Below are 17,746 nucleotides of genomic sequence, written 5' to 3' on the forward strand. Positions count from 1 at the left end.
GCCATGCGCGATGTCCTGTTTCTCACCCACCGCATTCCGTACCCGCTCAACAAGGGGGAGAAGATCCGTGCCTATCACGTGCTGCGCTACCTGCAAGCGCGTGGCCGAGTCCATCTGGGCACCTTTATCGACCATCCCGACGACGAACGCCACGCCGGCATGCTCGCTGCCGGCTGCGCCAGCTCGTGCATGATCAGGATCGCGCCCCGGACGGCCAGGCTGCGCAGCCTGGCGGGATTGTTCACCGGCCAGGCCCTGAGCGTGCGCTACTACCAGAACAACAGACTGAAACGCTGGGTGCGGCAAACGCTGGACGACCACGATATCGGCATGGTGCTGGCCTATTCCGGACCGATGGCGCAGTACGTGCCGGCCACCAGCCCCCGGCCGTTGCTGCGGCTCATGGATCTGGTTGATGTCGACTCAGAAAAATGGCGCGCTTATGGCCAGGCCGCGCGCTGGCCGCTTGCCGGCGTATATCGCCGCGAGGCGCGCCGGCTGCTGGCCTGGGAACGCCAGGTGGCGCAGCGCTGCGATCACACCTTGCTGGTGTCCGGCGCGGAAGCAGCGCTGTTGCGCCGGCTGGCGCCCGAGTCGGCGCACAAGATCGATTATTTCAACCTGGGCGTGGACTGCGACTTTTATTCACCCGCGCATCGGTTCGACACGCCTTACCCGGCAGGCATCAACGTGGTATTTACCGGTGCGCTCGACTACCAGCCCAATATCGAGGCCGTGGAGTGGTTTGCGCAGTGTGTCCTGCCGCACCTGCAAAGCCGCCATCCCGGCCTGGTGTTTCACATCGTCGGCCTGCGCCCCGTGGCCCGCGTGCTGGAACTGCGCCGGAACGCTGGCGTGGCCGTGCATGCGAATGTGCCCGATGTGCGGCCCTTCCTGCACCATGCGATGCTGGCCGTGGCGCCGTTGTCGCTGGCGCGCGGCGTGCAAACCAAGGTGCTGGAAGCGATGGCGATGCAAAAGGTGGTAGTCGTCACGCCACAAGCGTTCGAAGGCATCTCGGCCCACGCGCAGCAGGAGTTGATGGTGGCTGCCGACGATGGCGCTTTCATCGAGTGCATCCTCGGCGCGCTGGCTCATCCCGGCACGATGGCGGTCATGGGCGCCCGCGCCCGCCAGCGGATATTGCTGGACTATCGCTGGGAAAACAATTTGCAGCGTCTGGGCCGACTGCTGCAAAATCAACCATTGCAAGACCGGACATGGCAGGCCGGGTCGGCGTGCGTCTTGGGGCCAACAACATGAACGCACCATCGGCCCGCCGCCGCCTGGGTTTGCACCCACCGCTACCAACCGGCACACCGTCCGCCCATCGCGCGCTGGCCTGGTGCCTGTTGCTTGCGCTGGCGGCGCTGCTGGTGCTGTATTGTGCCAGCGTACGGTCGCTGTTCGACGTCTGGATCCGTTCAGCCACGTTTGCCCACGGCTTCATCATCGCGCCGATTGCCGCGTGGCTGGTATGGCGCCAGCGCGCGCACTGGCGCCATGTGCCCATCCGGCCCGCGCTGCTGGCGTTGCCGGTGCTGGCAGCCGTCGGCGCGGGTTGGCTGCTGGCCATGGTCGCCAGCGTGCAGGTACTGCACCAGTTCTGCCTGATACTGCTGGTGATCGGCAGCGTGGTGGCGATCGGCGGGGTGGCGCTGGGCCGCGCCCTGGCTTTTCCGCTCGCCTACCTGCTGCTGGCCGTGCCGTTCGGCGAAGTGTTCATTGCGCCGCTGATCGACTTCACCACTGCTTTTTGTGTGATCACGCTGCAGATTCTGGGCATACCGGTCTTCAGGGAAAACAACTATCTGACCCTGCCGACCGGAACCTGGTCGGTGGTGGAAGCGTGCAGCGGCTTGCGTTACCTGATTGCCTCGCTGGCCATGGGCGCGGTGTACGCATACCTGACCTACCGCAGCACGTGGCGGCGGCTGGCATTCATCGCCGTGTCGCTGGTAGTGCCGGTGATCGCCAACGGTGTGCGCGCGGCGCTGATCATCCTGCTCGGTCACTACAGCGACATGAGCCTGGCGCTGGGGGTTGACCACCTGATTTATGGCTGGGTGTTCTTCGGGCTGGTAACCTTGCTGCTGTTCTGGTGGGGTGCGCGCTGGCGTCAGCCGGAGGCCCCCGTGCCTTCCGTGCCATCTGCACCCGCGCCATCGGCATCGCCGCGCCGCCTGGCCGCCATGACCGCTGCCGTGGTGACGCTTTGCGCGATCTGGCCGGCCATCGAGCGCTTGGTGGCAGCGCGCGATACTGCGCCAGCCACTGACGTCATGGCCGGCCGCCCGTTTCGCCTGCCAGCGCCACCGACGCCGTGGACCGCCACGCCCATGGCGCCCACCGACTGGCATGCGCTGCACCGCGGCCTGCCACGGCGCTGGTCTGCCAACTATCACGATGGATCGGGCGCGACCGTGTCGCTGCAACTGACCTGGTACCAGCACCAGCGCCGCCGCGACGAACTGCTTTCGCCAGTGCGGCGCATGGTCGTTCCCGGCCTGCCGCGCTGGCTCGAGACGCCAGCCGGCCAGCACGACATCACCGTGGGCGGACGCCGCATCACGGTGCAGCAAACCATCGAACAATCGGCCAACGTCAAGCTGCTGGTGTGGCGCTGGTATCGCCAGCAAGATCTGGAAACGGCCAGCCCGGTGATGCTCAAGCTGGTCATCGCCAAGAACCGGCTGCTGGGCGGCGACGACAGCGCCGCCGAAATCATCGTCGCCAGCAGCTACGACGATGAACCGGCACCAGCCGAACGCGCCATGACCGCCTTGCTGGACGCGCTGCTGCCCGCCATCGAACAGGGACTGCACCATGTCGCCGCCCCTCGATAACACGGACAACGCGGCCGCGCCGCTGATCGTGCACCTGGTGCACCGGCTCGACGTCGGCGGCCTGGAAAACGGCCTGGTCAACCTGATCAACCACTTGCCGGTGGAGCGTTACCGCCACGCCATCATCTGCCTGACCGACCACAGCGAATTCCGGCGCCGCATCCGCCGTCCCGGCGTGGAAATCATCGCCATCAACAAGCGCGAAGGCAAGGACTGGAACCACTACCTGCGCTTGTTCCATGCGCTCAAGCGTTTGCAGCCAGCGCTGGTTCACAGCCGTAACCTGGCCAGCATGGAAGGCCAGTTGCTGGCGGCGGCAGCCGGCGTGCGCTGGCGGGTGCACGGCGAGCATGGCCGCGACATCGATGATTTGGACGGCAGCAAGCGCCGCTACCGCCTGTTGCGCCGGGCGCTCAAGCCGCTGATCGGCCAGTTCATCGCTGTCAGCCGCGACCTGGAGGCCTGGCTGGTGCAGGCGATTGGCGCGCGGCCGCAACTGGTCACGCACATCGACAACGGCGTGGACAGCATGCAGTTCCACCCCAGGCTGGGGCCGCGCGCGGCAATCGGACCGGCGGGATTCATCAGCGAGCGGTGTTTTGTCATCGGCAGCGTGGGCCGCATGGCCGAGGTCAAGGACTATCCGACCCTGGTCCGCGCCTTCCTGCTGCTGACCGAAGACGACGATGCAGCGCGCGAACAACTCCGGCTGGTAATCGCCGGCGACGGCCCGGGCCGCGAGCAATGCATGGACCTGCTGTGCGACGCCGGCCTGGCGCGCCAGGCCTGGCTGCCGGGCGCGCGCGACGACGTCGCCGCGCTGATGCGCGCCTTCGACGTGTTCGCGCTGCCCTCGCTGGCGGAAGGTACGTCGAACACGATCCTGGAAGCGATGGCCAGCGGCCTGCCGGTGGTGGCCACTGCCGTTGGCGGCACGCCCGAGCTGGTGCAAAGCGGCTGGACCGGCACCCTGGCGCCGCCCGGTGATCCGGTGCGACTGGCGCGCGCCATCGATCCTTATTACCGCATTCCCGGCCTGGCTGCCCACCACGGGGCCTGCGGGCGCCGCCGCGTGCTGGAACATTACAGCATGGGCGCCATGGCCGCCGCCTACCTCGCGGTGTACGACCGCCTTATCCAACCTCAAACTCAAGCGCCGACGAAAGGATAGCCATGTGTGCGATTGCCGGAATTTTCGACCTGTACCGTCACGCCGAGATCGACACCGAACTGCTGCGGCAAATGACCGACATCCAGCGCCACCGGGGCCCGGACGGGCGCGGCGTGCACCACGAACCGGGGCTGGGCCTGGGCCACCGGCGCCTGGCGATTATCGACCTGGCCGGTGGCCAGCAGCCGTTGTTCAACGAAAACCACACGGTGGCCGTGGTGTTCAACGGCGAGATCTATAACTTCGCGGTGCTCAAGCGAACGCTGGAGCAGTATGGGCATATTTTCCGCACCCATTGCGATACCGAAGTGATCGTCCACGCCTGGGAGCAATGGGGCGAAGCCTGCGTCGGGCATTTTCGCGGCATGTTCGCGTTTGCCGTGTGGGACCGCAAGCAGCAGTGCGTGTTCCTGGCGCGCGATCGCCTCGGCGTCAAGCCGTTGCACTATGCGTGCCTGGCCGATGGCCAGGTGGTGTTTGCCTCCGAGATGAAAGCGCTGCTGCTGCATGCCGGCCTGCGGCGCGAACTCGACCCGCTGGCGATCGAAGAGTATTTCGCCTACGGCTACGTGGCGGAGCCGCGCACGATCTTCCGCCAGATCCGCAAGCTTGAACCCGGCCACACCCTGCTGCTGCGCAAAGGCTTCGAACCACCAGCGCCCCGGCGCTACTGGGATGTGCCGTTCCGCGTGCATCCGGTCGCCACCGATGCCAATTACGCGTTGCACTGCGAAGAAGAATTGCTGGCACGGCTGCGCGAAGCGGTGCATATTCGCATGGTGGCCGAGGTGCCGCTGGGGGCTTTCCTGTCCGGCGGCGTCGACTCCAGCGCGGTGGTGGCGATGATGGCGCAGCTGTCTTCGCAACCGGTCAACACCTGCTCGATCGGTTTCGACGACGCCCGCTTCGATGAGTCGCCCTACGCTCACATGGTGGCGCAGCGCTACCAGACCCGCCACCATTGCCAGACCGTACGCCAGCACGATGTCGACCTGGTGGACCAACTGGCGGGCCTGTACGACGAACCATTCGCCGACAGTTCCGCGCTCCCCACTTATCGCGTCTGCCAGCTGGCGCGCCAGCGGGTAACGGTGGCGCTGTCGGGCGACGGCGGCGACGAAAACCTGGCCGGCTACCGGCGCTATCGCGGCCACCTGCGCGAGGAGCGCTGGCGGTCGATGCTGCCGCTGGGATTGCGCCAGCCACTGTTAGGCGCCCTGGGTCGGCTGTACCCCAAGGCCGACTGGGCCCCGCGTCCGTTACGCGCCAAGACCACCCTGCAGGCGCTGGCGCGCGACAGCGTGGAAGCCTATTTCCACACGGTGGCGATCATGAACGACACCCAGCGCCAACGCCTGTTCAGCCCTGCGCTGCACAACGCGCTGGGCGGTTACCACGCGGTCGAGGTCATGCGTCGGCATGCGGCCAACAGCCCCGCACAAGACGCGCTGTCGATGGTGCAATACCTCGACCTCAAAACCTATCTGCCCGGCGACATTCTGACCAAGGTCGATCGCGCCAGCATGGCGCACGGACTCGAAGTGCGCTCGCCGCTGCTCGACCATCAACTGGTGGAATGGTTATCGGGACTGCCGCCGGCATTCAAGCTGCACGGCGACAGCGGCAAGCATTTGTTCAAGCGCGCACTGGGGCCGTACCTGCCGCACGATGTGCTGTACCGCCGCAAGATGGGCTTTTCGGTGCCGCTGGCCGACTGGATGCGCGGGCCGCTGCGCGCGCGCTTGCAGGCAAGCCTGGACAGTCCGCTGCTGGCCGATTGCGGCTGGTTCGATCCCGCCGGCGTGCGCGAGCTGCTGGCTCGGCACCTGTCGGGCCGCAGCGACCACAGTGCGCCATTATGGTCGCTGATGATGTTCGAATCGTTCCTGCGCCAGACGGCAGCTGCGCCCACCAGCGGCCGGCAAAGGCAGGCGGCATGAGCTGGCGTATCCTTCACATCCTCGACCATTCACTGCCGCTCCATAGCGGCTACACGTTCCGCACCGCAGCCATTTTGCAGCACCAGCGCGCGCTGGGCTGGCACACCAGCCAGTTGACGAGCGCCCGCCAGGGGGGCAGCGGCGGTGAGCACCTGGTGGACGGCTGGAACTTCTATCGCACCCGGGAACTTGCCACTTGGTGGACGCGACTGCCGGTCCTGCGCCAGGTGGGCCTGGTTGTGGGACTGTCCCGGCGCCTGCGGCAGGTGGTGCAAAGGGAACGGCCCGACGTGCTGCACGCCCATTCGCCCGGGCTCAATGCGCTGGCCGCGCTGCGGGTCGGCCGTGCGATGGGAATCCCGGTGGTGTACGAAATCCGCGCCTTCTGGGAAGACGCAGCCGCCGATCACGGCACCAGTCCGGCCGGCGGCCTGCGCTACCGCCTCACGCGTGCGCTCGACAACTACCTGCTGCGGCGCGTCGATGCGATCACCACCATCTGCGAGGGTCTGCGCGCGGACATCGTCGCGCGCGGCGTGCCGGCCGCCAGGGTGACCGTAGTACCCAACGCGGTGGACCTCGATCAGTTCACTGCGGTGCCAACAGCAGCCGGCATGCTGGCACACCAGCTGGGACTGACGGGAAAACTGGTGATCGGCTTTATCGGCTCGTTTTATGCCTACGAAGGACTGGGGCAGCTGATCGAATCACTGCCGAAGATGCTGGCCAGCGTGCCGTCACTGCACCTGCTGCTGGTCGGCGGCGGCCCACAGGAGGAGACGCTACGCGCACGCAGCGCACAACTCGGAATCGAACACCGCGTGACATTTGCGGGCCGCGTCGAGCATGAACGGATCGCTGGCTACTATGCGCTGATCGACATCATGGTGTATCCGCGCCTGCCGATGCGGCTGACCGACCTGGTCACACCCCTCAAGCCGCTGGAAGCGATGGCCCAGCACCGGCTGGTGGTGGCTTCCAACGTCGGCGGTCACCGCGAATTGATCGAGGATGGCAAAACCGGCCTGCTGTTCCGCGCCGGCGATGCCGACGCCCTGGCCGCCCAGGTGGTGCGCCTGCTGCGCCAGCCCGACACCTGGCCGATGATGCGGCTGCAGGCCCGCGCCTTTGTCGAGCAGCAGCGCAACTGGCCGGCCAGCGTGGCGCGTTATCGCGCGGTGTACCAGCAGTTGGCGCCACGATGACAGGCCGCCATCAAATACCGGGCTTTGCCGGCCTTCGCATCGCCCTGGTCGGGCCGCTGCCGCCACCCGCCGGCGGCATCGCCAACCAGACCGTGCAACTGGCAGCGTTGCTGCGCGATGCCGGCGCCGAGGTGGAACTGGTGCAGGTAAACCCGCCGCACCCGCGCTGGGTGGCCAACATACGGGGCGTGCGCGCGCTGGTGCGACTGCCCGGCTACCTGCGGCGCCTGTGGCGCGCCGGCGGCCGCGCCCAACTGCTGCACGTGATGGCCCATTCCGGCTGGTCGTGGCACTTGTGCGCGGCGCCGGCGATCTGGATCGGCCGTTTGCGCGGCGCCGGTGTATTGGTCAACTATCGAGGCGGCGAGGCGCACGCTTTTTTCGCCCGCCAGGCGGCGCTGGTCGTCCCCAGCTTGCGGCGCGCCGATGCACTGGTCGTGCCATCCGAGTTCCTGGCTGGCCTGTTCCGCCAGCATGGCCTGGCAGTGGCCATCGTGCCCAACGTGGTGGACCTGGCCCGCTTCCACCCGGCCGGCAATTCTGACAAACCACGCGCCCACATCCTGGTTGCACGGCACCTGGAAGCGCTGTACGACAATGCCAGCGCCTTGCGCGCGCTGGCGCTGCTGCTGCCCGCCGTGCCGCACGCGTGCGTGACGCTGTGCGGCGAAGGCCCGGAGCTGGAGCGCTTGCGCCAACTCGCCGTGGAGTTGGGCGTAGCCCACGCCGTGCGCTTTGCCGGCAGGACCAGCCACGAACAGATGGCGCATTTGTACCGGCAGGCCGACCTGCTGCTCAATCCCAGCCTGGCCGACAATATGCCCAATTCGATCCTCGAAGCCTGGGCCAGCGGCGTGCCGGTGGTGAGCACGCGCGTGGGCGGCATACCGTACCTGGTGCATCATGGCGAAGACGGCCTGCTGGTGGCGCCGGGCGACAGTGCGGCGATGGCGGACGCCATGGTGACGCTGCTGACCGATGCCGACGGCGCCCGCCGGCTGGCCGCCGCCGGTGCGTTGCAGGCGCAACGCCACGCGTGGACGCAGGTGGCGCCGCTGCTGTCCGCGCAATATCGCCGAGTGCTCAAGCGGCCGCCATCGTCCGGTTACACCGACTGGGTGGCGCGGCGCCTGTTTCCGTTGCAGGAATGGTTCAAGCGCCACGACAGCCACCGGCTGCTGCATGAACTCGAACGTTCGCAATGGTGGCCGGCACGCGATCTCGAAGCGTTGCAGTTGCGCCGCCTGCAGGACTTGCTGCGCCATGCGGGCGAACACTCGCCGTACTATCGCCAGGTGTTCACGCAACGCGGCTTCGATCCTGGCAAAGTCCAGCATCGGCGCGACCTGCGCTGTCTGCCGATCCTGCGCAAGGCCGACATCAACGACCATCGCAAAGATTTTTGCACGCGCGACAGCGGCACCCTGCAAAGCATGACCACTGGCGGTTCGAGCGGCGAGCCGCTGATTTTCCATGTCGGCAAAGCGCGGGTGAGTCACGACGTTGCGGCCAAGTGGCGCGCCACGCGCTGGTGGGGTGTCGATATCGGCGACCGCGAAGCGGTGATGTGGGGCTCGCCCATCGAACTGAAAGCGCAAGACTATTGGCGCGCTTGGCGCGACCGGCTGCTGCGCACCCGTCTGCTGCCGGCATTCGACCTGTCGCCCGCACGGCTCGACACGTATCTCGCCAGTTTGCGCCGGCAGCGGCCGGCGATGTTGTTCGGCTATCCCTCGGTGATGTGCCTGTTGGCGCGCCATGCACGCCAACGCCGGGTGCGGCTCGACGATCTCGGCATCAAGGTGGTGTTCGCCACAGCGGAGCGCCTGTACGAAGAACAGCGTGCGCTGCTGGCTGCCGCTTTCGGTGCGCCGGTCGCCAATGGCTACGGCGGGCGCGATGCCGGTTTCCTGGCGCATGAATGCCCGGAGGGCGGGCTGCATATCGCGGCCGAAGACATCATCATCGAGATCGTCGATCAGCAGGGGCAACCGGTGCCGGACGGCGACAGCGGTGCGATCGTCGTCACCCACCTGGCCAGCGCCGATTTCCCGTTCATCCGCTACGCGACCGGCGACATCGGCGCGCTCGATACCCGCGCCTGTCCGTGCGGACGCGGCCTGCCGCTCCTCAAAAGCATCGAGGGCCGCACCACCGATTTCGTGGTGGCCCGCGACGGCACCGTGATGCACGGTCTGGCGCTGATCTACATCCTGCGCGACCTGGCGCAGATCCGCGCCTTCAAGATCATCCAGGAAAGCGTGGTCCGCACGCGCATCCTGGTGGTGGCCACGCCCCAGTTACCGCTGTCACTCAAGCAGGATATCGCCGCCAAGTTCCATGCCCGACTGGGCGCCGGGGTCGAGATCGTGATCGAGCCGGTGAACGCGATTCCCGCCGAGGCGTCGGGCAAGCACCGCTACGTGGTCAGCCACGTGGCACAACATTAAGGGACCGCCATGCTCATGATTGTTTATCTCGCCGTGCTGGCACTGCCATTGCTGTTGCCACTCTACCTGTTGTACAAGCTGCGCCGGGTGCACTTGCTGCTGCACGACGTGCGTGACGATGTACGCGGCGGCCATGACAGGCTGTTTCGCCAGCTGGAGGCCTTGCAGGGGCTGTACGTGGAATTACAGCTCGAGCACAGCCTGCCGCCCACGCGGGGGTGGGCCGGTTCGCCGGACTTCCTGCTGGAGGTGGCGCGCCAGGTGCGCTCGGCGCGACCAAGGTTGGTGGTCGAATGCAGCAGCGGCGTTTCGACCGTGGTGATCGCGCGCAGCCTGCAGCGCAATGGCAGCGGCAAACTCTATAGCCTCGAGCATGACGCCGACTATGCGCGCCAAACCCGTGCGCAGTTGCTGCGCCACGGCCTGCAAGACTGGGCCACGGTGCTCGACGCGCCGCTGGTGGCGCACCCGCTGGGAGCTGACAACTGGCCATGGTACGACCTGGCAGCCCTGCCGCAAGATATCGCCATCGACTTGCTGGTGATCGACGGCCCACCCCAGGCCACGCATGCGCTGACGCGCTATCCGGCCGCGCCGCTGCTGTTCCCACGCCTCGCGCCAGGGGCGATGGTATTGCTCGACGACGCCAACCGGCCCGACGAGCAGGCGGCGCTGCAGCGTTGGGCTGCGGAGTTTCCGGCCTTGGTGCAGTCGTCGCGGCCGTGCGAAAAAGGCTGCGCCATGCTTACCGCGCCGCAGATGCCTTGACCAGGTCTAGCACCATTCTCGCTTGCAGCGCATGCTCCGCATGATAGCGTGCCAGTCCGGCGCGCTGCCTGGCCTGGTGCAGCGCCACCGTCTGCGGCGCCAGTTCCACGCCGAATTCCGGGTACGCTGCCACTTCGCCTTCCAGCAGGCGCGCCAAAATCAGGGCCCCGACGTTGGTGCGGTAGTGCGAGGTTTCCCAGTACCAGGTCATGGTCTCGGGCCCGCCCGCCTGCGGTACCGGCTCCATGGTGATGCTGTTAAAACCCGAAAAATCGACAATCCGGGCGTCGCAACCACTATCGCGGTGGCGCTGGAACATGTCGGCCAGCTGGCGCTGCCATTGTTCCACGGCTGGCCATTTGTCGTTGCGATATAGCGCGTCGGCCATCATCGCGTGGGTGGGGTTGATGTACGCACGCACCTGCACCCCGGCCCGACACGCACTCCCGACAACCTTGTCAAACTCGGCCAGAGCATCGCTGGTCGGTCCCGGTCCCCGGATGAATTCACGTATTCGGGGCATAACTGCGCCGCGCGTGCCGCCCCAGCCATTGATGCGGTCGCGCACGCACACGGCGTCTCGCTGGCCGTACAAGGCCAGACTGGAATGACACACGGCGCCGAAGGTGCCGCGCTGCAGGCGTATCGAATCTAACGTCATGTCGGCGGTCACCGCGCGTTTGAGGTCGATCAGCTTGCGGCGCCACAGGTACCAGCGATCGGTGGCGACCACTTCGCGATCAAACTCGGTGTTGCCCACTTCCAGCGTGAAGGTTGGCGCGTCGATGCCCCATATCACGGTCGCCGGCGGGCCCACTTGCAGCGCATGCGACACCATTGCCAGCGAGTCGCCGAGCGAGGCGCCGGCCAGGCCGCCGTTGAAGACGGTGCGGCCGGTCAGCGGTGCGGCAACCGTGGGTACGCCCAGTTCGGTGCGCGAATTGCCCGCATAGAGCACCTGCGGCCGGTAGCGCGCCAGCGCATAGGTCTTGCCCCACGCAGCCAGCTTTTCGCGCCCGGGCCGCAGTTGCTGCACCTGGGGCGTATTCCACTGGTGGATCAGGTAGGGATCGACCTGGTAGTTGAACGCAGCCACCGCCGCGATCACGCCGGCCGAGGTGAGGCCGAACAGCGCCAGGTAACGGCGCCAGTGGGCAGCGGAATGGTTGGCCATGGTCAGAACTGGAAGTAGAGGAATTCGCTGACGCGGTTCATGCTGAACGCGCAACCGAGGAACAACGCTGCCAGCCCGAGGCTCCAGGCGCGGTTTGGCCGCCAGTGCCAACGGCCGGCGGAACCGGCGAACCGCTCCAGGGCCGGCCCGTAGCGGCGGAAAATCTGCTGGGTATTTGGTGCATACCAGGCCAGCACGCAGGCAACAACCAGGGTCGGTACGCCGATGCCGCTGAAATCGATCCAGCGGATCCCTGAAAACGTCACATCGATGGACTGCACACTGCCGCCATATGCCGCCAGCCCGCGCGGCAGCGCGATGCCATTGGCGCCGAACATGGCGCCAATGATGTCGGCGGCGGTGGCCAGGTCCGGCGCGCGAAACACCACCCAAGCCAGCACCACCGCCAAGAACGTCAGCGCCCGTCCCCACCAGCACGGCGTCCGTGCACCAGTCCACGATCGCCAGCCGTGGTGCAGCACCAGAAACAGGCCGTGCAGACCGCCCCACACCACGAAAGTCCAGCCGGCGCCGTGCCAGAGGCCGCCGATGAGCATGGTTGCCATCAGGTTGCAGTAGCGGCGTAACAAGCCGGCGCGGTTGCCGCCCAGCGGCACGTACAGGTAGTCGCGCAGGAAACGCGACAAGGTCATGTGCCAGCGGCGCCAGAATTCGGCGATGTCGCGAGCCTGGTAAGGCGAATGGAAATTGAGCGGCAGTCGCACGCCGAACAGGCGCGACAAACCGATCGCCATGTCCGAGTAGCCGGAAAAATCGAAGTACAGCTGCATGGTGTAAGCCAGCGCGCCAATCCACGCCTCGACCAGTTGCGGCTCAGCGCCCGGCGCGAACACGGGCGCCACGAGCACCGACAGCGGATCGGCCAATAACACCTTCTTGGCCAGTCCAATGACGAAGATCGACGTCCCCACCGCGAAATCGGCGGCATTGGGCCGGCAGCGGGTAACGAATTGCGGCATCATTTCCTTGTGATGCAGGACCGGCCCGGCGATCAGGTGCGGAAAGTAGCTGACGAACAGCGTGTAATGCACGAACCGGTATTCGCCAGCCAGCCCGCGATAGCAATCGACCAGGAAGGCAACCTGGGTAAAGGTAAAAAACGAGATACCGATGGGCAGGATGATCTGCCAGCCCTGTAGATGGCCGCCGCTCACCGCGTTGACGCTGTCGATAAAAAAATTGGCATATTTATAGTACGCCAGCAGCGCCAGGTTGGCCGCCAGTGCACCGATCAGCCACTGCTTGCGGCGCGCCTGCGCCGCAAGGATGCGTAAGCCGCACCAGTAGTTGAAGACAATGGACACCAGCAGCAACGGCAGGTAGCGGCTGTCCCAGTAGCCATAGAAAAACAGCGACACCAGCGCCAGCCAGCCGACGATCCACTGCGGCCGCCAGCGCGCCAGCAGCAGGTAGCCGGCCAGCACCACCGGCAGGTACAGGAACAGGAAGCTGAACGAATTAAACAGCACGGCGCTCTGCCTGCAAGACGGGCGAATTTTCGCTCACCTCTGCGAGCAGCCCGGCGTAACAATCGGTCAATTGCTGCGCCACCCGACGCCAGGTGAACTGCTCCACCAGCGCGCTCACCGCCGCCCGCTCCGGTGGGCAGTTGATAAAGCCATCGAGCGCCGCGCGCCAGGCCGGCATGTCGTCGGCACGCAGCTGGCGCAGGGCGAAACCGCTGTCCGGCAACTGGAGCGCGCTGGCGCGCGTCATCACTGCCGGGGTGCCGGCGGCCAGCGCTTCGAGCACCACCAGCGGAAACACCTCGCCCTGGCTGGGCAACGCCAAGGCGGCAGCAGCGGCGTAGGCGCTTGCCAGCAGCGGGTTGTCATGCGCCAGCGCGCCCAGCCAGTGCACGTTGGGACAGTCCAGCAATTGCCGCAGGTAGTCGCGGTGCTGCGGCTGGGCGCAGCCGGCCAGCACCACGTTGATACCCGCACTGCCCAACGCCTGCGCCAGCGCCAGCTGGTTCTTATACGGGGAGATGGCGCCCGCCATCAGCACGAACGGTCCGCCGATCCCCGTGTGGCGGCGGAACAAGCCGGAATCGGCCTCGAAGAAGCGCCGGTCCACGCCGTTGGGCAGCACCCGGATCTTGTGCGGATCGGTGCGAAACGCTGCGACGATGGCGGTGCGCTCGGCGGTGCCGAGCGCGATCACCCGTTGCGCCAGTTGCAAGGCGCGCTTGGTCTGGGCATAGCTGGTTTGGACGTTCCAGGCGGTGAGGCGTCCCGCCAGGCGGTCGGCAAACCGGGCGCACGCGCCGCTCGATCGGTCCCAGGCCGGCGGCACCAGCGCCGAGAGCACCACCGGCACCCCCATCTCCGCCGCTGTCTCGACGATGCGATAGTTGCCATTGATGGCCGAGAACACGTGGATCACGTCGTACTCGTCGAGCCGGTGCCGGTGCGGGTCCACCAGTTCCGCTTGCACGCCGGCCTGCACCAGGGCGTCGAGCGTGGCGCGCAACTGCACCTGCAAACCGCCTTCGCGCTGGAACAACATGGGATACGACAGCAGACCGACACGCATAATCATCCTTTGACGTTAGTGCCGCCAGGCCAGCACCTTGCGGCCGGCATTGCGGCATTCATCGGCCAGCTCGTGCCGGACCAGCACTATCGCCAGCAACCACAGCACCGCGCAACTGGCGGCGGCGGCCGGCAATTGCAGCCAGGTGACGTCGACGGTCAGTGCCGCCAGCGCCGGTCCCGCCAGGCACACCAGCGCGATTGCCGCGCTCTTGCGCACCGCCACCAGCAATGGCTGCCACCGCACACCGCAAAGCCGGTGCAGCGCCCGATACGTGAGCCAGCTGCGAAATACCGCGCCCGCCACCACCGCCCACGCCACCCACAGCAGTCCGAACGGCGCCGCCAGCAACACCGCAGCAATCCGCAGCGGTACGGCCGTCGCGTCGAGGCGGGCCTGGGCGCCTACTTCGCCCATGGCCACCAGCAGGTAGCGCGCCATGCCGAACACGCTGTAGAGCGCCGCGCCGATGCAGATCACGCGTATCAACGGCGTTGCCGCGTCCCACTGGTCGCCGTACAGCGCCCGCACGATCGCCGGCGCCAACAGCGCCACGAAGCCAAAGAACGGCCAGGCCAGCGCGGTGACATAGCTGGCAGTAGTCAAGTATGCGGCGCGCATGTCGGCCCCCTGCCGCGCGCGCGCCGCGTACAACGGAAAGATTACCGGCGACACCGCCGCCGTCACCAGCTGGTTGAACACATTGATCACACCCATCGCCTTGCCGAAAATGCCCACCTCGGCCACGCCGATCAGCTTGCCGATCACGAGGTCTGGCGCGGCCACACCCGCCTCGTCGATCACCGTGCCGCCCGTGGCCACCGAACCGAAGCGCCAGATCGCGCCGATGCCGCGCCAGCCTGGTAGCCACGGTAACTGGGCTGGCCGGCAGCACAGGCTGGCCAGCACGCCTGCCGCAGCGCCGGCCAGTGCGCCCCACACCAGGCTCAAATACCCGAATCCCAACCAGGCCAGCCAGACGCCGCACATTAGTTGCGCCACCGTCTGGCTCAGGTTGATGGCAAAGATGGCCGCGAACCGCAATTGCCGCCGCAGGCAAGGCAAGGCGAGCGCGCTGAACGGCAACAAAACAAAATTCACGGCCAGCAGCTGCACCACCGTTTGCAGCCGTGGTTCGCGGTAAAACCAGGCCGCCAGCGGGCCGGCGGCAAACACCAGCGCGGCCAGCAGCCAGCCCACCAGCATGCTCATGCCGAGCGCGGCGCGCAACTTGGCGCGATCGATCTGCTTTTCCTGCACCAGATAAGCGCCCACGCCGAAGTCGCGCACCACCTGGACCAGCCCGGCCAACACCGCGCCGATCGCGTACAGGCCCACATCCGCCGGCGTCAGCAGGCGCGCCAGCACCATTGCGCCTGCAGTATTGAGCAGCAGCAGCGTGTATTTTTCCGAGAACGACGCCAGGAACGACAGGCGCGTGCGGCCGGCGCTAGCGTTATCAAGCGAGATCGGCATAAAAATCCCGCACCAGCTGACCCACCACGTCCACGCTGTAACGTGCTTGCGCTTCGGCCCGTCCTTGTGCCCCCATGCGGGCGCGGCGCGCCGGATCGCCCAGCAAGGCGGCGATGGCCGGTACCGCCGGTTTGAGATTGCCGAGCGCCACCAGCAAACCGGCCGCGCTGCCGCGCAGCACGTCGGCATTGCCCGGCACATCGGTCGCCACCACCGGCACGCCGCACGCCATTGCCTCCACCGTGGCGATGCCGAAGCCCTCGTTGCGGCTGAGCAGCAGGTGCAGGTCGAAAGCCGGCATCAAGGCGGCCACATCATCGACAAAGCCGGTGAATACGACCTGCCCGGCCAGCCCCATGCGTGCCGCTTGTGCCCGCAGCGAAGCTTCCAACGGCCCCTGCCCGGCCAGCACCAGGCACAGGTCGGGAAAACGCTTGCGCAGCATGCCAAACAGGGCCAGGACGGACTCCGGCTGCTTTTGCGGCGACAGGCGCGCCACCGAGCCGAGCACCAGCGCGTCGTGCGGCAGGCCCCAGCGCAGCCGCGCGATGCGGCGGGCGGCTGCACTGGGCCGAAAGCGCACCGTGTCGACGGGGTTGGGGATCACGGCCAGCCGTACACCGCGTGGAAGATAAGGCTGGTAGATCGCCAGAAAATGCTCCATGGCCGATGTCGAGACCGCGTACACGCCGCGCACGCCGGCAAATGCCTGCACCAGAAGCGGGTGCTGCCAGCGGCCGAACGTGGCCGGCGGAAAAGCGTTGTGGACGCTGATCACGGTAGGCAAGCCGCAGTGCGCCGCCAGCCACAACACCGAGGCGCCGTAATTGGTCCAGCAAAATGCGACATGGACCAAGTTGGCCCTGAAGGCCTTCATGCGACCCGCTGCCAGCCAGCGGGCGCGCCACAGTTGCCGGCGTCGTGCCAGCCAATGCTCGAGAAAGTCGGGCGGATCGAAGACGGCAACGCCGATCTGCTCGGCCGCCAGGCGCTGTGACCAGGCGTCGAGGCCCGCGAACGGGCGCAGCGCCAGCGTGGCCGCATGGCCGTTCTGCTGCAGATAGCGTACCTCCTGCGCCATGCGCAATTCCATGCCACCGAACTCGCCGGAATAACTGGTGACCAGTACCGACCGCGCCGCTGAAGGGCCACCACGCCAAGCCTCGCTGACGTAGCCTTTTAGGTAGGCCAGGTCCCACCGCGTGCGCAGCACCGTATCGCGGTCACGCCGCAACCAGGCCAGCGCGCAGCTGCCCAGTGCGGCCAGATATTGACGACACATCCAGCGCGGCACCCTGGCCAGCTCGGGGAAGATGCCGGGCCGGTCCTGCCGGTACTTGCCGCGCCCGAAGCGGCGCGCTTTCTGCAGCACATAATCGAGTTGCAGCTGGTGGGTGCGGATATGGTGAGCCACGCGCGGCCCCGGGCTGTGCCAGCTGCGCTGGCCGGCCAGCGCTACTCGCCGCACGAACTCGGTCTCACTGCCCATCGCGTAGTCGCCGCCGGACGGGCCCACCGAGACCTCGAAGCGGTGGCCGGCCAGGAATACCGTTGCGCGCACCGCCATATTGGCGCCCCAGACCAGGCCGGGGAACACGGGGCCTTCCGGCAAATCGGCGGCGGTCAGGCCGTAGGTCAGGCCGGTCGGAGCCAGCCGCAGCAGCCAGTCGGGAGGCGTTACCGCCCAATCGGGCGTGATGGCGCCGCCGAATACGGCGTAGTCGGGCTGTTCGCGTGCCACCATTTCCCATTGTTGCAACCAGTCGGGTGCGGGGCTGACGTCGTCGTCGGTGAAGATGAACAGGTCGCCTTCCGACGCGGTGGGCAGCAAGACGTCAAGGGCGGTATTGAGGGCGCGGTTCTTGCCCCGTTGCGGTTCTTGCAGCAGGCGCAGCGGCAGGCGATTGGCATGGCTGGCGACAATCGCGGCCGTGTCGTCGGTGCTGCCATTGTCGATGACGAGCAGTTGCCATGGCTGGGCGGGTGAGCGCAACCGTTGGTAGGCGGCCAGCACCTGCGGCAGCGTGGCAGCCCCATCATAAGTCGCCATGAGAACAGTCAACAAGGGCGCCGCTCCTCTGCTCTAAGATTGCCGGACGTACTTACCGGAAATAAGCAGTGTACTGACTGGCTCAACCGCTCATTTGCGCCACATCAACG

The 17,746-nt window shown here is 66.8% G+C and carries 12 protein-coding genes; 7 read left to right on the top strand and 5 right to left on the bottom strand.

What is annotated here, in order from left to right; all coding sequences use genetic code 11:
- The first annotated feature begins 3 nt into the window (after positions 1-3).
- The 7 genes from F8197_RS04905 to F8197_RS04935 are packed head-to-tail and all read left to right on the top strand — an operon-like array spanning position 4 to position 10,380.
- Entirely contained in the window at positions 4-1,263 is a 1,260-nt protein-coding gene (locus F8197_RS04905) for a TIGR03087 family PEP-CTERM/XrtA system glycosyltransferase (RefSeq protein ID WP_152880414.1), read from the top strand.
- Positions 1,260-2,846 carry an exosortase A gene (gene xrtA, locus F8197_RS04910; protein ID WP_193333332.1) on the top strand — a complete coding sequence of 529 codons (1,587 nt, stop codon included), beginning with the start codon at positions 1,260-1,262 and terminating at the stop codon, positions 2,844-2,846. Before F8197_RS04905 ends, xrtA begins: the two co-directional genes overlap by 4 nt.
- Positions 2,827-4,017: a TIGR03088 family PEP-CTERM/XrtA system glycosyltransferase gene (locus tag F8197_RS04915; RefSeq protein ID WP_152880418.1), complete on the top strand. Its 1,191-nt coding sequence runs from the start codon at positions 2,827-2,829 to the stop codon at positions 4,015-4,017. The genes xrtA and F8197_RS04915 overlap by 20 nt, the downstream gene beginning before the upstream one ends.
- A 2-nt stretch (positions 4,018-4,019) precedes the next feature.
- Complete coding sequence (locus tag F8197_RS04920; protein WP_152880420.1) at positions 4,020-5,957, top strand: XrtA/PEP-CTERM system amidotransferase; 1,938 nt, start codon at positions 4,020-4,022, stop codon at positions 5,955-5,957.
- On the top strand, positions 5,954-7,162 hold the full coding sequence (locus F8197_RS04925; protein ID WP_152880422.1) for a TIGR04063 family PEP-CTERM/XrtA system glycosyltransferase: 1,209 nt from the start codon (positions 5,954-5,956) through the stop codon (positions 7,160-7,162). Before F8197_RS04920 ends, F8197_RS04925 begins: the two co-directional genes overlap by 4 nt.
- Positions 7,159-9,612, top strand: coding sequence for a glycosyltransferase (locus F8197_RS04930; RefSeq protein ID WP_152880424.1), 2,454 nt, complete (start codon positions 7,159-7,161; stop codon positions 9,610-9,612). The genes F8197_RS04925 and F8197_RS04930 overlap by 4 nt, the downstream gene beginning before the upstream one ends.
- Positions 9,613-9,621: 9 nt before the next feature.
- Positions 9,622-10,380, top strand: coding sequence for a class I SAM-dependent methyltransferase (locus F8197_RS04935; protein WP_227012069.1), 759 nt, complete (start codon positions 9,622-9,624; stop codon positions 10,378-10,380).
- Here the strand turns inward: F8197_RS04935 and F8197_RS04940 are convergent.
- The 5 genes from F8197_RS04940 to F8197_RS04960 are packed head-to-tail and all read right to left on the bottom strand — an operon-like array spanning position 10,358 to position 17,651.
- Entirely contained in the window at positions 10,358-11,554 is a 1,197-nt protein-coding gene (locus tag F8197_RS04940; RefSeq protein ID WP_152880426.1) for a hypothetical protein, read from the bottom strand. The genes F8197_RS04935 and F8197_RS04940 overlap by 23 nt on opposite strands.
- Positions 11,555-11,556: 2 nt before the next feature.
- Positions 11,557-13,044 (bottom strand): MBOAT family protein, encoded by a 1,488-nt coding sequence (locus F8197_RS04945; RefSeq protein ID WP_373996791.1) that lies wholly within the window; start codon positions 13,042-13,044, stop codon positions 11,557-11,559.
- The gene (locus F8197_RS04950; protein ID WP_193333333.1) at positions 13,034-14,110 is read right to left on the bottom strand and encodes a glycosyltransferase family 4 protein; all 1,077 of its coding nucleotides are present in this window, start codon (positions 14,108-14,110) and stop codon (positions 13,034-13,036) included. Before F8197_RS04950 ends, F8197_RS04945 begins: the two co-directional genes overlap by 11 nt.
- 15 nt (positions 14,111-14,125) lie before the next feature.
- Positions 14,126-15,586 carry a lipopolysaccharide biosynthesis protein gene (locus tag F8197_RS04955; RefSeq protein ID WP_152880428.1) on the bottom strand — a complete coding sequence of 487 codons (1,461 nt, stop codon included), beginning with the start codon at positions 15,584-15,586 and terminating at the stop codon, positions 14,126-14,128.
- Positions 15,570-17,651: a glycosyltransferase gene (locus F8197_RS04960; RefSeq protein ID WP_227012070.1), complete on the bottom strand. Its 2,082-nt coding sequence runs from the start codon at positions 17,649-17,651 to the stop codon at positions 15,570-15,572. The genes F8197_RS04955 and F8197_RS04960 overlap by 17 nt, the downstream gene beginning before the upstream one ends.
- Positions 17,652-17,746 lie beyond the last annotated feature (95 nt).

This window comes from Duganella sp. FT27W (assembly GCF_009295655.1).
Classification (GTDB): domain Bacteria; phylum Pseudomonadota; class Gammaproteobacteria; order Burkholderiales; family Burkholderiaceae_D; genus Rugamonas; species Rugamonas zoogloeoides.

What these genes read in the sequence shown, in the direction of transcription:
- F8197_RS04905 (WP_152880414.1), top strand. Translation starts at nt 4, where the DNA reads ATGCGCGATGTCCTGTTTCTCACCCACCGCATTCCGTACCCGCTCAAC.
- xrtA (WP_193333332.1), top strand. Translation starts at nt 1,260, where the DNA reads ATGAACGCACCATCGGCCCGCCGCCGCCTGGGTTTGCACCCACCGCTA.
- F8197_RS04915 (WP_152880418.1), top strand. Translation starts at nt 2,827, where the DNA reads ATGTCGCCGCCCCTCGATAACACGGACAACGCGGCCGCGCCGCTGATC.
- F8197_RS04920 (WP_152880420.1), top strand. Translation starts at nt 4,020, where the DNA reads ATGTGTGCGATTGCCGGAATTTTCGACCTGTACCGTCACGCCGAGATC.
- F8197_RS04925 (WP_152880422.1), top strand. Translation starts at nt 5,954, where the DNA reads ATGAGCTGGCGTATCCTTCACATCCTCGACCATTCACTGCCGCTCCAT.
- F8197_RS04930 (WP_152880424.1), top strand. Translation starts at nt 7,159, where the DNA reads ATGACAGGCCGCCATCAAATACCGGGCTTTGCCGGCCTTCGCATCGCC.
- F8197_RS04935 (WP_227012069.1), top strand. Translation starts at nt 9,622, where the DNA reads ATGCTCATGATTGTTTATCTCGCCGTGCTGGCACTGCCATTGCTGTTG.
- F8197_RS04940 (WP_152880426.1), bottom strand. Translation starts at nt 11,554, where the DNA reads ATGGCCAACCATTCCGCTGCCCACTGGCGCCGTTACCTGGCGCTGTTC.
- F8197_RS04950 (WP_193333333.1), bottom strand. Translation starts at nt 14,110, where the DNA reads ATGCGTGTCGGTCTGCTGTCGTATCCCATGTTGTTCCAGCGCGAAGGC.
- F8197_RS04955 (WP_152880428.1), bottom strand. Translation starts at nt 15,586, where the DNA reads ATGCCGATCTCGCTTGATAACGCTAGCGCCGGCCGCACGCGCCTGTCG.